Genomic DNA, 13,855 nt, shown 5'->3' on the forward strand with positions numbered 1-13,855 from the left:
AGGCCAAGCTGAGAACATCCTTCAGGATGCCAATCTTCCCGGCGAGATCATCGGGTTACGGTTGGAGGCGCAGATTGATGCCTGCCCCTTTCTCCACGGGATTCGCAAGTCGCGCGTAGACCGTCAGGAAACCATCGACTACACGAGGAGCAGGAGGCTGCCACCGATCGATCCGGCGCCGGAGCTCCTCGGGTTCTATATCGATATTGAGTCTCCGCTCAGGGATATCGATCTCTATGGTGTCGCCCTCCCGGACCACAGCCAAGGGGCCCCCTTCGGCCGCCTCGGGGGAGACCTGACAGATGAAGGGACCTTTTGCAAAACCGGATATCTTACCGTCCGTTACCAGGGCGCATTGCTTCTCCAGGCCCAATGCTCTCATGTAGCCGATGACCTTGAAGACCTCTGTAAGACCCGGGCCGCCTCTCGGTCCTTCATAGCGGACAATCACCACATCACCGGGCCTGACGTTCTTGAGCCTCAGGGCCTCCAGCGCCTCCTCCTGGCTGTCAAAAACCCTGGCCGGCCCCCTGTGTCGCATCATGTCTTCAGGAATGACGGTGGGTCTCACCACGGCGGAATTGGCCAGATTCCCCCGCAAGACTGCAAGTCCTTCTCTGGCCACCGGGTCGTCTATCTCCCTTATGACAGGAGAGTCCGGCACGACAAGGCCCTTCAGATTGGCGGCCAGAGTCTTCCCGGTGACCGTCATAACTCCCGTGTCGAGCAGGGGCTCGATCCTCTTCATCACAGCCTGGACACCCCCGGCCTCGTCGAAATCAGTCACCGTATAGGGCCCGCTCGGCCGTACGGCCGCAATACAGGGGGTCTCCCGGCCGCATTGCTCAAAAAGTGCCAGATCGACCTCCTCATCCAGTCCCATCTCATAAGCCAGAGCCAGAAGATGGACGATGGCATTGGTCGAACCCCCGATCGCATGGAGAAGGCGCACCGCGTTGACAAGACTCTCTCTGGTAATGATCTCCGAAGAGGTGGTGCCCCTTTCCACAAGTCGAACGATCTGCCGCCCTGACTCCTTGGCAAGCCACAGCCGTTTTGCCGAAACCGCGGGAGCGGTCCCGGCTCCTGGCAGAGCCATACCGAGCCCCTCCGCCAGGCACTGCATCGTATTGGCTGTTCCCAGAAGCGCACACGCACCGGCCCCCGGGCACACCGCATCTTCCAGCAGATCGATCTCCTGCCTGGAAACCCGGGGCTCTTCCACACCGTAAGCCCAGCATTCGGCATCCAGGGTGGTAGTATCGACATCCTGCCCTCTGAACCTTCCCGCGTTCATCGGGCCTCCGGGAACCATGATGGCCGGCATGCCGAGCCTTGCCGCAGCCAGCAGGTGGCCCGGAACGTTCTTGTCGCACCCGGATATCAACACCAGGCCGTCAAACATGTGGAGCCAGGTCGAAGCCTCCACCTCGGCGGCGATGATGTCCCTGGTGGGCGTGTCGTACCTGATCCCGTGTCTGCCCACCGACATGACACACATGGCAAAGCTGTTGAACTCGAAAGGGGCCCCTCCAGCCTGCCATATGCCGGCTTTGACGGATTCGGCAACTGACCTCAGATGTATGTGGCCCGGGCTGGTCTCACCCCACGAATTGGCCACGCCGATTCGCGGCCTCCTGAGATCTTCCGTTGTGTAGCCCATGGCCTTGATCAAGGCCCTCGCCCGCGCATTCTCAACGGACTGCAAGAACTCGTGCTTCCCATTTTGATCTCTCATGACGTCCTCGGCTCCCTCTCGATTCCATCTGGACTGCCGCCGATCCTACATCCACCGGCGATTCAATTTATGAAACCGGACTACCGCATGTCAAGCCATGCCGGCTCGGGGAAGACCGGGGCTTGCCTGCATCCTTGCATGGAGGGCCCTTCGCGGCGTGTCGTGGATTTTTCGCTTGACACCCTGACTAAACTCGTGCTAGAAATTTTACCACTCGAAAATGACAGTTTCCATTGTGAAAACAAATCGGAGAACCGATGAGGGTACTCCAACGGGCGGGTGGGCAGAGAGAGGCCACGGACACTACTCTACTGGGTAACAAAAGGAGCAAAACGGAAAGGAGGTGAGAAGGATCCGAGCGTATCGGACGAGGAGGTACGCTCCTCCCAACAGCAAACCTACAAAGGAGGTGTAACCATGGCTCGTAGAAGGGGAATCAACAGGAGAGACTTTCTGAAGGGTGCCGCCGGTGCGGCGGTCGTTGGGATGGGTTCTACCCTGTTGCCGAAGCGTACGCAGGCCGCGACTCGTACACTCAACATATGGCATACCGAGGCTTCCGACATTTCGGTCAAGGCGGTCCAGAAGGTCTGTGACCGTTTTGAGCAATTGCATCCCGGGGTCAAGGCCGTCCAGCAGGGAATCGGATGGAGCAGCCTGGGACCCAAGCTCTACACCAGCATTGCGGCCGGCAACCCTCCTGATATCTGCCAAATCCAGCCGTATCACTACAGGTCCTTGCAGAAGAAGGGTGAATTGGTGCCAGTGGATGACGTCTACCGCCATCTGGGGGTCGATAACATCTTCGAAGCCGTAAGGAATATCCCGTACTTTGACGGCCACTGGTGGGGCATTTCGCACGAGGTGGGCTGTCCCGTGCTGCTTATTAGGAAGGACATCGCCACCGAAGCGGGATTCAAGGTACCCGAGGACGTCACTCAGCCGATGTTCAAGACATGGGACGAGGAGATAGAGTACCTGGAAGCCGTTACTAAACCCAAGAAGCGGCAGTGGGGGATGAGTCTCCCCGGGACCGGGTATTTCCTCCAGGAGCACTGCGGAAGGTGGGTCGGCTCGAACGGCGGGAGTTTCTACGACGAGAAGTGGAACCCCGTTTTCCACAAAGAGCCTTTTATCGAAGTGCTTGAATTCATAAGGACCCTTTCCGACAAGAAAGTCGTACCCCCTGACTGGCTGAGTCAATCCTGGCTGGGCATGATCGTCGAGATCTGCACAGGAAAGACCACCCTGATCGATCACGGCTATGGGAGAATTGCCGGTTCCATCAACAAGTACGCTCCCGGCAAGGCATCGGAAGAGTATTTCTACCCCATCTGGCGCCCTGTCGGCCCCATGGGCACAAAGCCCTATACAGATCTCGATGCTGAACTCTGGGTGATCTTCTCCAAGTCCAAGGTTCAAGATCTGGCCATGGAGTGGCTCAAGCTGTTCTACAGCCGAGATCTCTACCTTAACTATATCGCGGCATACCCGGTACACATGTATCCCATTACCAAATCTCTTGCAAGCGACCCGGGATACAAGTCTCTCCCTGAACTGAAGATATGGCCCCACTGGGTAAGCCAGCAAGCCGCGTACATAAAAAGAGGAGAGGCCCTGCCCGTGGGGGTGTATGCTCCTCATGAGTTGCAGATCCCCTTCCTCGCCGAGGTCTTCGATTCGGGGATCATCGTCGACGAGATCATGTCCGTCGTCCAGGGCAGGCGAAAAGCCAAGGAGGCAGGACGGAGGATCTCTGACCGAGTGAACACCCTCCTAACGGATCTCGGCTATCCTGTTCCTGATCCCATTAGAGCCGAGAAGAAGGCTTAGGAGTTCGGGATCGAAAGAGACATCCTCTCTCCGCATTCCGCGGGGAGAGGATGTCTCTGCATGTGTCTCTGCCACCGGCAGGTACATCCGCAGACTGGCCCGCCCTCCCCTCTTCGGGGCTTTGAGGGGGTGGGCCGGAGGAGCCAGATGCAGTCCAAGAAAGCATTGCAGGGATTTCTCCTGATTCTTCCGACCATTGTGATCATCTTCGGGTTCATATTCTTCCCGGTGGGATACTCGGTCTGGTTGAGCTTCACGAACAAACACCTGATCCACGAGGCATACAGCTACGTGGGTCTCAGCAACTACACTCGGCTCCTTAGCGAGCAGGGGTTCTGGTCGAGTTTCTGGACGGGCACCTTTTGGGCGGTCAGTACCGTCGCTCTCCAAGTCATTCTAGGCCTTGGAGCTGCCCTCTTGCTCAACCAGTCCTTCCCGGGAAGAGGTATCATCCGGGGTTTCACACTCTTTCCCTACATGCTGCCCACAATCGTCACGATTCTTCTCTGGAAATGGATGCTGAGCGCCACGTATGGACCCGTAAATTACGTGCTGGAGACTCTTGGGGTTGCAGAGGTCCCTATCGTGTGGCTTGGCCCGAAGTGGCTCATGGCCTCTACCATACTGGTCGGGGTCTGGCAATTCTTTCCCTTCGTCGTGATCAGCCTGCTGGCACGGCTGCAGACAATCAATCTCACCCTGTACGAGGCGGCGGAGATAGACGGTGCGAACGTATGGCAGCGTTTCATCCACATCACCCTGCCGCAACTGCGAAATGTCCTCTTTGTCGTAGTTCTGTTGCGCACCTTCTTCATGTTTACGAAGTTCGACGTGCCCTGGCTGATGGCTACGGGAGGCGGGCTGCAGGAGCTCATTCAGAATCTCCCTGTCTACGCCTTCAGAAAGACCTTCGGGTTTTTCCAGGCCGGGCAGGGGGCCGCAATATCGGTAGTTCTGTTCGGAATGCTGGTCATCCTTACGGTTATATTCTTCGGGGTTTACCGGAGAGGTGAGGAGGAATAGAAGGGGAAGAACATGGTCCGGAGAAAGGTATCCTACAATTTGGTCATTTTCGCCTCAGGCGCCCTGTTGCTTCTGTTCTGCGGGCTTCCTCTGTTCTGGATGGTCCTGACATCCATCAAAGGCCCGGGAGACATTCTCGCGTATCCACCCAGGATCATCACTCACTATACCCTTTCCAACTTCCATCGGCTTTTCAGAGATACGGACTTCCTGATCTATCTCAGAAACAGCGTCTTTGTGGCCGGAATGACGGTTCTCCTGGATATCGTCGTGGCAACAATCGGTGCTTACGGCCTCACCCGTTATCGCTTCAAGGGGAAGGAGCTTCTTGCCAACCTCACTCTTTTCACTTACATGTTCGCCCCGATAATGATCATCATCCCTGTCTACATGTTGCTGAAACAGTTCAATCTGACCGACTCCCATCTCGGGATCATACTGGCCTATACGTCGATATCTCTCCCTTTTACTCTCTGGCTGCTGAGAGCCTTTTTCCAATCCTTTCCCATGGAGTTGGAAGAATCGGCTTACATCGATGGGGCCAACCGCTTCCAGTCATTGATTTACGTCGTCCTCCCACAGGCTCTGCCGGGGATCATCGCCACGTCGGTCTTTGCCTTTGTGGTCGTCTGGAACGACTACCTCTTCGCCCGTGTTCTGCTCAACGCTCCCAAATTGAAGACCATGCCCATCGGGCTCCAGGATATCTACGAGTCGACAATAGTCGATTGGGGGCTGCTCATGTCAGGGGCCGTGGTGGTCACGATTCCCGCTCTCATCTTCTTCCTGATAGTCCAGAAATTCCTGATCCAGGGCTGGGGCATGGGAGCGGTCAAGGGGTAGGCGTTGCAACTCTCTGCAGAGCGGTCCGGTAAGGTTCGGAGGCATGGATGAGAGGGGGATGGTCCAGATGAAGGGTGTATTGCTCGCCTCAAGAGACAGGGTGGCCAAAATCACCCTGAACCGCCCGGAAAAACTGAATGCCTTGAATAGTCGGATGAACTCGGAACTGATCGAGGCGGTTGACCAGGTGGAGAGGGATGACACCCTTCGGGTCGTCATCCTTACAGGAGCAGGAGACCGGGCCTTTTGCTCGGGCTCGGACCTCACCGAACTCAGGGAGACGGCGCCCCTGGAGCTTCGACGGAGGATCGAAGCTGCAAATACGATCAGGAAGATCACAAAGCCTGTTATAGCCATGATCAGGGGCTACGCCCTCGGAGGTGGCCTGGAACTCGCCCTGGCCTGTGACATCAGGATCGCCTCTGAGGATGCCCAACTGGGCTTTCCGGAGGTGCGCTTGGGCTGGCTCCCCGGAGGCGGAGGGGGTACGCAGGTTCTCGGTCGGCTGGTGGGGGAAGGGATGGCGATGAAGTTGATCCTTTCGGGAAGACCCATACCGGCCGTGGAAGCCAAACGGATCGGCTTGGTCGAAGAGGTGGTTACCCCTGACCTCTTGGAATCGGAAACGGAAAAGCTCGCCCGGCAGATCGCGGAGAACCCTTTGGAAGTCTTAAGGCTGGCAAAGGAGGCTGTAAGGGCTTCGATCCATACCAACCTTCATGCCCGGCTCGACTATGAGAGGGCACTCAATGCCCTCTGTTTCCATTTGAGGGGACAAGAAGAAAGGAGAGCCCCCGGGGGATCTGCCGAAGGCGGATGAATCCCAACCTCCGGCGATCGATCTTCGAGGACCCTGTGATGAGAAAACCCGCTCCATTCGATGCTCCGGCATACCACATAAGGTCTCTCGCCAAGGCCCTTCGGATCCTCGAGAGGCTGGGCGACGGACCGGCTAAGCCACAGGTCCTGGCCCGGGAACTCTCCCTCGGGATAACTACGACATACCGGATCCTGTCCACCCTGAAGTCCTCTGGATTTGTCCGGCAGGAGTCCTCTGACGGCCGGTTCGGCTTGGGCTTCAAGTTCCTGGAGCTATCCAACAGGCTCCGGGCACAGCTCCCTCTGATTACCATCGGAAGCCGTTACATGGCTGAGCTTCATTCCCTCTACGATGAGACGGTCAATCTCGCCATCCTGGAGAAGACCGAGGTCTTCTACGTCAATGTCAGGGAGTCATCAAAACCGCTCCGGATCGGTGCACGACTCGGAGATCGTCGCCCCGCTAACTGCACGGCTCTGGGCAAGGTATTGCTCTCCGACCTAAGCAGAAGGGATCTGCTCCAGCTTTACGAGCAGGGCCGGGGACTGGTCAGATCGACGCCCAGGAGCATCGCAGATCTGGGGGCCCTGGAGAGGGAGCTGGAGGCAGTCCGAGCCTCCGGCGTGGCTACAGACCAAGAGGAGGCCACCCCCGGAATATGCTGTGTGGCATGTCCGGTGAGGGATCTGACGGGCAGGACCGTAGCGGCCATGAGCATAGCCGTACCCACTAACAGATCCGAACCGGAGAGGCTTGTCAAGTTTGCAGGGTCTCTCAAGGAGGCAGCGGAAAGGTTTTCTCAGGATCTCGGCTTCTACGGGAAAGAGGTGAAGGAGAGGAAGCTATCCGGCTAGGAAGACCTCTCCCGGGCGCAACGGGATCCCAGGGCTATTCGCCCTTTGCCGCGGCGGGGTTGGACCTACGGTCCTGCGGCCAAGAAAGCAAGAAAAGGGAGGATGGGGTGATGGAAAAGAAGGTCGCGGCAGCCCAAGAGGCTGCCCACATGGTCAGAACAGGGGATACGATCACGGTTTGCGGGATATCCGCCGCTCTGACCCCCGACAAGGTGCTGGCAGCCCTCGGCAAGAGGTTCCTCGACGAGGGTTCGCCGGGAGACCTCACCGTCGTCTTTCCGGTTGCTGTAGGTGACGGCTACGACATCAAGGGTCTGGACCACATAGCCCATCCAGGGATGATCAAGAGATTGATCGGAGGATCCTACACGGTTGCGAGATCCTCTGAACCACCCCCCAAAATATACGAAATGATCGTCCACAACAGGGTCGAAGCCTACAATTTTCCTATGGGCGTCCTCATGCACCTCCACCGCGAGATCGCGGCAAAGCGGCCCGGTATCATAACGGAGGTGGGCCTCGGAACCTGTGTGGATCCCCGGCGCGAGGGGGGGAGGATGAACGATGCAACCCCACCCGCCCTGGTGGAGGTCATCGAACTCCATGGGAAGGAGTATCTCTTCTTCCCTTCCTTCCCGATCGATGTGGCTCTGATAAGAGGAACAACGGCGGACAAGGAGGGTAATATAACCCTGGAGCATGAATACTCCGCCTCCGATGTCCTGGCTCTCGCCATGGCCGCCCACAACAGCGGTGGGAAGGTGATCGCCCAGGTGAAGAGACTGGCCGCTTCGGGGACCCTGAATCCACAACTGGTCCGCGTGCCGGGCATCTTCGTCGACGCCATTGTCGTGGACGAACAGCAGAAGCTGACAACCGGCGTCGATCACGATCCTGCCGCGTGCGGCGAGCTGAGAATCCCATGGGATGCCTTCAAGCCGGTCCCCATCGATACGTTGAAGCGGATCCTTGTCCGGAGGGCCCTGCTTGAGCTGAAAGCCGGTGATGTGGTCAACCTCGGTTTCGGCGTCACGTCCCTGGTCCCGCAGGTCGCCCTGGAGGAGGAGGTATTCGATAAGCTCACCTTTACCACGGAACACGGCAGCATAGGGGGTATACCGTACAGCGGCATCCAGTTCGGAGGATCGATCAACCCGAGGGCTCTCCTGGAATCGCCGAATCAGTTCGATTTCATCGATGGAGGAGGACCCGACTTCGTGTTCCTCTCTTTTGCCGAGGTGGACAGAGAGGGGAACGTGAACGTCACCAAGCTCCGCGATCTTCCCCATGTGCTCGCCGGTGTAGGAGGGTTCATCGATCTCGTTCAGAATGCCAGAAACATTGTCTTTTGTGGGACTTTGACCGCCGGGGGATTGAAGGCGCGGATGGATGGAGGACGGCTCACCATCCTCCAGGAGGGCAGGACCAGGAAATTCGTGGACGAGGTTCAGCAGGTAACTTTCAACGGCCGGCTTGCCAGGAAGAAGGGCCAACGGGTGGTGTACATCACGGAAAGAGCGGTCTTCCGCCTCGAGCCTCAGGGACCCGTTCTCATAGAGGTTGCTCCTGGGCTGGAGCCGGCAAGGGATATCCTCCCCAACGTCGGTTTTGAACTCCAAACGGCCAGGGAACTGCGGGAAATGGATCCGGCCATCTTCCGATCCGAGAGGATGGGACTCAAACAACGTGAGCCATGGAGGGAATGAATGGAGGAGAAGAAGGGTATCGATGCAGTGGAGATCGGCTTGAAGGAACACTTCACCAAGACGGTTACCGAGACCGACACCTATCTGTTTGCCGGACTTACCGGGGATTTCCACGGGATTCACATGGACGAAGAGTTCGCCAAGAAAACCAGGTACGGAACCCGGATTGTCCACGGGGCCCTCCTGGTGGGCTTCGTCTCCACGGTCATGGGCAAGATGAACAGCCATATCCCCCCTCCGGGCGGTGTGTCCTACCGTTATGACGTGAAGTTCGTCGCACCCGTGATGTTTGGCGACACCATCAGGACGGAGTTGACCGTAACCGAGAAGATCCCGGAAAGAAACGAGATCGTCTTCGAGGCCCTCTCTACAAACCAGGATGGAAAAGCCGTATTGAAGGGAAAGACAGTGATGAAAGTGCTCAGGGAGCCTTGATCCCTATGAGCTGTCCCCCGGCCGCCACAAGGCGGGGCGATACAGGAAGCCGCTCGTGAAAGCAATCGTACTCAAAGGCCCGAATGACTTCTCTCTCCAAAGCGTGGAAGAGCCCGCCCCTGGGCCGGACGAAGTGGAGATCCGTGTCCGCTTCGTCGGCATATGCGGCACCGATCTGCTTCTTCTCCGGGGAGGGAATCCTTTTGTCCCTTACCCCATAGTGCCCGGCCATGAGAGTATGGGAGAGGTTTTGCGGGCCCCGGCAGACTCGACCCTGAAGGAGGGTGACAGGGTAACGGTCTTCCCTGCCTACGGTTGTGGAAAATGCGACGCCTGCAAGGCGGGGCGCATCCCTCATTGTCCCGAGGCCAGGACCGAAGGCGTCCTGAGACCCAGAGGATACTTTGCGGAGCGTATCGTAGCCCACCACCAGAGGGTGTTCACCCTGCCGGCGTCGATAGAGGATGAGGTTGGAGCCATGGTGGAGCCCACGGCAGTCGCCGTTCATGCAAACCGCCGGGCCGGACTCGACAGGGGAGCCAGGGTGGTGGTGATCGGGGGTGGAACCATCGGGCTTCTCGCTGCTCAAGTCGCCAAGGCCTATGGCGCCTCTCAGGTCGTTCTTTCCGAGCCCATCTCGGAAAGGAGGGCCCTGGCCAGGAGATTGGGAATCGACCAGGTCTGCAACCCGTTGGAGACGGATCCAATCTCCTTTGTCCGCAGGACAGGAGATGGAGTGGACGGGGTCCTCGATGTGGTGGGCACACAGGAGACGCTGGCTGCCAGTGAGGAGATGCTGCGGCCAGACGGACGGCTCGTGCTTGTGGCCATGCCGCACCAACCCACATTGGCCATTCCTTACCAGGGGGTCTTCTCCAAAGAACTGAACGTTGTCGGATCCCGCACTTACTTCGTTGAGGACTTCCCGGAGGCGATCCGGCTTCTCGAGACCGGGCAGGTCGAGGCGAAACCGCTTATTGGAGCGGTACTGCCCATGGAGCGCTTCACCGAAGCCGTGGAACTCCTGGAAAAACACCCGGAAAGATACGTGAAGATTCTGATCAGTCCGCTCATGTGAGACGCTATCCCGGATCGATACCATGGTGAGAGCTATGCATTCAAGTATAGACGCCTGGCCGCTGACCAGGGAACAGAGAAGAATACGCGGGAAGGCACGCCGTTTCGCCCAGCGGGAGGTTATCCCCCTTGCCAGGGAACTCGATGAAGACTCCCGCTTCCCGGAAGAACTCTATAAGAAGATGGCACAGCAACGCCTTCTGGGGATCACCATCCCCAGGGATTGGGGCGGGGCCGGCCTGGATACGGTATCCTATGCCCTGGTCATGGAAGAACTCGGCTGGGGCTATGCGTCGATAGCGGATCAGTGCGGTCTCGTGGAGCTCTGTTCGACTCTACTGTCTGAGCTTGGAACTCCCGAGCAAAAGAGACGCTTCCTCGTGCCCCTCCTGCGGGGGGAGACCAAGGTCTCCTTTGCCCTTACTGAACCCGATGCAGGCTCGGACCTGGCGTCGATCACCACACGGGCACGTAAAACCCCTGAGGGTTACGTGCTCAGTGGAAGCAAGACCCTTATCCACAACGGGCCTATCTGTGACTTCGCCCTGGTCTTGGCCAGATCGCAGGAAGATTCGGTGGGCCATCGGGGCATGGGAATCTTCATAGTGGAGTCGAGTTCACCCGGCTTCTCCAGGGGTGAGAAAGAGCACAAGTTGGGCCAGCGGGCGTCTCAACTGTCCGACTTGGCCTTTGACGATTGCCCCATACCCCGGGACGCCCTGCTGGGCAATGAGGGCGAGGGTTTCAGGAACATGATGATCGTCCTCGAGAAGGGGCGCATCGGCATAGCCGCCCTCGCGGTGGGAATTACCAGAGCGGCATTGGAAGAATCACTGGAGTTTGCGGCAGAGCGGAAACAGTTCGGCCGGCCCATATCGGATTTTCAGGCGAATCGATGGAAGCTCGCCGACATGGCCGTCGACATCTTCGCCGCCAGAGCGATGATCATCCATGCAGCACGGCTCAAGGACAAGGGCATTCCTGCGGTAATGCATGCTTCCATGGCCAAACTCTTTGCCTCCCAGGTAGCTGTGAGGCATACCAGGGCCGCCCTGGACATCCACGGCGCTTACGGCTGCTTCAACGATCACAGGGTGGAACGGCTCTTTCGGGATGCCAAAATCACGCAGATCTACGAGGGAACCAGTGAGATCCAGCACATAATCATCGCCAGAAGCCTTCTTGAAAGGGGGATCGCCCCGTAGGCCATCGGGGGATGATAAGGAGGCGGACAGAGTGAACGGGAAGGCGCTCGACTCGAGGCGAGCACAAGAACTGGTCCTGATAACAGGGTCCCGGAGAGGGATCGGACTGGGCATCGCCCAGGCCTTATCCGAGCTCGGTTTCACAATCATTCTCAATGGGGTTTCCCCCCCATCCGAGGCCGCAGCGGCGATCGCGAAGATCGAGGCAAATCGATGTCCCTGCCGCTACATCCAGGCCGATATCGCAAAGAAGGAGGACCGAAGGCGCCTCGTCCTACAGATAAGACAGGAGTTCGGCAGACTCGACATTCTCGTGAACAACGCCGGCGTGGCTCCTAAACCCAGAGAAGACATCCTGGAGGCGAGCGAGGAGAGTTTCGACCGTCTCATCAATACAAACCTCAAAGGCCCGTATTTTCTGACACAGGCCGTGGCCAACTGGATGATCGAGCAGAAAAGGGATGATCCCCTGCGGAATCCCATGATCATCAATATGGGGTCGCTCAACTCGTATACACCCTCTGTCTCCAGAGGAGACTACTGCGTGTCCAAGGCCGGCCTCTCCATGATGACCGCTCTGTTTTCCATAAGGCTCGCCGAATTCGGCATAAGGGTTTATGAAATCAGGCCGGGCATCATCAAGACCGATATGACCAGCCCGGTACGTGAAAGATACGACCGTCTCATTGCAGAGGGTATAACACCCATCAAACGATGGGGCACCCCGGAGGACGTGGCAAAGGCGGTCGTTGCATTGGTGGAGGGGTGCCTTCCCTTTTCTACTGGAGAGATAATCAACGTGGATGGAGGATTCCACCTGAGATCCCTCTAGCCGGCAAGGCACGGATGAGGGAGAGACCAGCCCATCTTCAGGTAGAACTACAGTCCGAGGCGGTTTTCCACCTCCCAAAGGGCCCGGTCGATGGTTCCCACCCCCTGTTCGACTTCCTTCCGGGTAATAGTGAGAGGCGGGGCGAACTCCAGGGCGTTTCCCATGCTCCTGAAAATGGCCCCGTGTTTTCGGCCGGCAAGACTCAACCGAAAGGGAATCTCATCTTCAGGGGGGAAAGGAAGGCGCCTCTTCTTCTCCTTGACTATCTCCAAAGCGCACCACAAACCCAATCCCCGTGCTTCACCCACGATGGGGTGTCTCTCCAGGTCTTTGAGCCCCTCCAGCAGGTACTCGCCCATCCGGGCCGCGTTGGCAACGAGGTTTTCCCGCTGGAGAACCTCGATATTGGCCAGAGCGGCCGCACAGCTGACCGGATGGTTGCCGTAGGTGTGAATGTGCAGGAAAGTCGGGATGGCCCGGGCGATCTCCCGGGTCGTACTGGTCGCTCCGAGCGGGGCGTATCCCCCTGTCAACTGCTTGGCCATGGTCATGATGTCGGGCCGGATGTGATAGTGGTCGGCCGCAAACATCCTGCCTGTCCGGCCGAAGCCGACTATGACCTCATCGATGATGAGCAGGACACCGTACCGGTCACAGATCTCTCGGATCCGGTCGAAATACCCTTCAGGGGGTGGAAGCGCGCCCATTGCCTGCATGACCGTTTCCGCTATGAAAGCGGCTACCAGGTCCGGCCCCTCGAACTGGATCAGAGAATCGAGGGCATCCGCACATGCCAGGTCGCAGGCAGGATGGGTCAGGTTCAGAGGGCATCTGTAGCAGTAGGGAGGGATGAGAAAGCTGTGTCCCGGAACCAGGGGGGCCATGACATGCCGCATGGGATGGAGGAAGCCCAGGGCGCTCAAGGCGCCCATGGTCTGCCCGTGGTAGGCGTTATGACGCGAAATGATCTTGAAGCGTTTGGTCCTTCCCTCGTAGTAGTGGTACTGCTTGGCAATCTTGAAGGCCGTTTCAACCGCCTCGGATCCATCGCAGACAAAACAGGTGGTGGCAAGCTCCCCTGGGAGGAATGATGCCAGCTTCTTGGCCAGCTCCACCGCTGGAAGGGTGATGAAATTCGAGGGAGAGAAATAGTGCATCTTTACGGCCTGGTCGTACATGGCCTGGGCCACCTCTTGCCGGCCGTATCCGATGCCGCTCGCCCGTGTATTCCCCGAGATCAGGTCCAGGTAGCAGTTCCCCTCCTCGTCATAGACGGAATTGCCTTCACCCCGGACGATGACCGGCACCCTTCCCTCGCTTATGTCTTCTCTCCGGGTATTGTACAAAAAGAGATAGTCGAACGCATCCTGTAAAGTCTTCGAACCCACCTCGTCCCCCCTCCTTGAACACGATCACGTTCCACGAACACGCTCCACGAACACGATCACGCTCCACGAACACGTTCCACGATCACGAACACGCTCCACGC

At 58.0% G+C, this 13,855-nt stretch carries 12 protein-coding genes; 10 read left to right on the top strand and 2 right to left on the bottom strand.

Going from position 1 to position 13,855, the window contains the following annotated elements:
- Positions 1-55: 55 nt before the first annotated feature.
- On the bottom strand, positions 56-1,738 hold the full coding sequence (locus JRJ26_05610) for a dihydroxy-acid dehydratase (GenBank protein MBW2056956.1): 1,683 nt from the start codon (positions 1,736-1,738) through the stop codon (positions 56-58).
- Positions 1,739-2,155: 417 nt separating this feature from the next.
- Here JRJ26_05610 and JRJ26_05615 point away from each other — a divergent pair, with 417 nt between their 5' ends.
- The 10 genes from JRJ26_05615 to JRJ26_05660 all read left to right on the top strand — a co-directional run bounded on the left by JRJ26_05615 (position 2,156) and on the right by JRJ26_05660 (position 12,366).
- On the top strand, positions 2,156-3,571 hold the full coding sequence (locus JRJ26_05615) for an extracellular solute-binding protein (GenBank protein ID MBW2056957.1): 1,416 nt from the start codon (positions 2,156-2,158) through the stop codon (positions 3,569-3,571).
- A gap of 147 nt (positions 3,572-3,718) precedes the next feature.
- Positions 3,719-4,594: a sugar ABC transporter permease gene (locus tag JRJ26_05620; protein MBW2056958.1), complete on the top strand. Its 876-nt coding sequence runs from the start codon at positions 3,719-3,721 to the stop codon at positions 4,592-4,594.
- 12 nt (positions 4,595-4,606) lie between these two features.
- A complete protein-coding gene (locus tag JRJ26_05625) occupies positions 4,607-5,437 on the top strand; it encodes a carbohydrate ABC transporter permease (protein ID MBW2056959.1) in 831 nt (276 codons plus the stop codon).
- Between the two features lie 67 nt (positions 5,438-5,504).
- The gene (locus JRJ26_05630) at positions 5,505-6,257 is read left to right on the top strand and encodes an enoyl-CoA hydratase/isomerase family protein (protein ID MBW2056960.1); all 753 of its coding nucleotides are present in this window, start codon (positions 5,505-5,507) and stop codon (positions 6,255-6,257) included.
- Entirely contained in the window at positions 6,254-7,111 is an 858-nt protein-coding gene (locus tag JRJ26_05635; GenBank protein ID MBW2056961.1) for an IclR family transcriptional regulator, read from the top strand. The genes JRJ26_05630 and JRJ26_05635 overlap by 4 nt, the downstream gene beginning before the upstream one ends.
- Positions 7,112-7,221: 110 nt before the next feature.
- Positions 7,222-8,817: a hypothetical protein gene (locus tag JRJ26_05640; protein MBW2056962.1), complete on the top strand. Its 1,596-nt coding sequence runs from the start codon at positions 7,222-7,224 to the stop codon at positions 8,815-8,817.
- Complete coding sequence (locus tag JRJ26_05645) at positions 8,818-9,252, top strand: MaoC family dehydratase (protein MBW2056963.1); 435 nt, start codon at positions 8,818-8,820, stop codon at positions 9,250-9,252.
- Positions 9,253-9,307: 55 nt separating this feature from the next.
- On the top strand, positions 9,308-10,330 hold the full coding sequence (locus JRJ26_05650) for a zinc-binding dehydrogenase (protein ID MBW2056964.1): 1,023 nt from the start codon (positions 9,308-9,310) through the stop codon (positions 10,328-10,330).
- A 34-nt stretch (positions 10,331-10,364) separates the two neighbouring features.
- Entirely contained in the window at positions 10,365-11,534 is a 1,170-nt protein-coding gene (locus tag JRJ26_05655) for an acyl-CoA dehydrogenase family protein (protein MBW2056965.1), read from the top strand.
- Between the two features lie 31 nt (positions 11,535-11,565).
- Entirely contained in the window at positions 11,566-12,366 is an 801-nt protein-coding gene (locus JRJ26_05660; GenBank protein MBW2056966.1) for a 3-ketoacyl-ACP reductase, read from the top strand.
- Positions 12,367-12,413: 47 nt separating this feature from the next.
- On the opposite strand, the gene JRJ26_05665 is transcribed toward JRJ26_05660, so the two are convergent.
- Positions 12,414-13,754 carry an aspartate aminotransferase family protein gene (locus tag JRJ26_05665; GenBank protein ID MBW2056967.1) on the bottom strand — a complete coding sequence of 447 codons (1,341 nt, stop codon included), beginning with the start codon at positions 13,752-13,754 and terminating at the stop codon, positions 12,414-12,416.
- Between the last annotated feature and the right edge of the window lie 101 nt (positions 13,755-13,855).

It is taken from the genome of Deltaproteobacteria bacterium (genome assembly GCA_019308905.1).
Taxonomy (GTDB): domain Bacteria; phylum Desulfobacterota; class BSN033; order WVXP01; family WVXP01; genus JAFDHF01.

Excerpts from the sequence above, each read along its gene's own strand:
- JRJ26_05610 (MBW2056956.1), bottom strand. The coding sequence starts at position 1,738 with ATGAGAGATCAAAATGGGAAGCACGAGTTCTTGCAGTCCGTTGAGAAT.
- JRJ26_05615 (MBW2056957.1), top strand. The coding sequence starts at position 2,156 with ATGGCTCGTAGAAGGGGAATCAACAGGAGAGACTTTCTGAAGGGTGCC.
- JRJ26_05620 (MBW2056958.1), top strand. The coding sequence starts at position 3,719 with ATGCAGTCCAAGAAAGCATTGCAGGGATTTCTCCTGATTCTTCCGACC.
- JRJ26_05625 (MBW2056959.1), top strand. The coding sequence starts at position 4,607 with ATGGTCCGGAGAAAGGTATCCTACAATTTGGTCATTTTCGCCTCAGGC.
- JRJ26_05630 (MBW2056960.1), top strand. The coding sequence starts at position 5,505 with ATGAAGGGTGTATTGCTCGCCTCAAGAGACAGGGTGGCCAAAATCACC.
- JRJ26_05635 (MBW2056961.1), top strand. The coding sequence starts at position 6,254 with ATGAATCCCAACCTCCGGCGATCGATCTTCGAGGACCCTGTGATGAGA.
- JRJ26_05640 (MBW2056962.1), top strand. The coding sequence starts at position 7,222 with ATGGAAAAGAAGGTCGCGGCAGCCCAAGAGGCTGCCCACATGGTCAGA.
- JRJ26_05645 (MBW2056963.1), top strand. The coding sequence starts at position 8,818 with ATGGAGGAGAAGAAGGGTATCGATGCAGTGGAGATCGGCTTGAAGGAA.
- JRJ26_05655 (MBW2056965.1), top strand. The coding sequence starts at position 10,365 with ATGCATTCAAGTATAGACGCCTGGCCGCTGACCAGGGAACAGAGAAGA.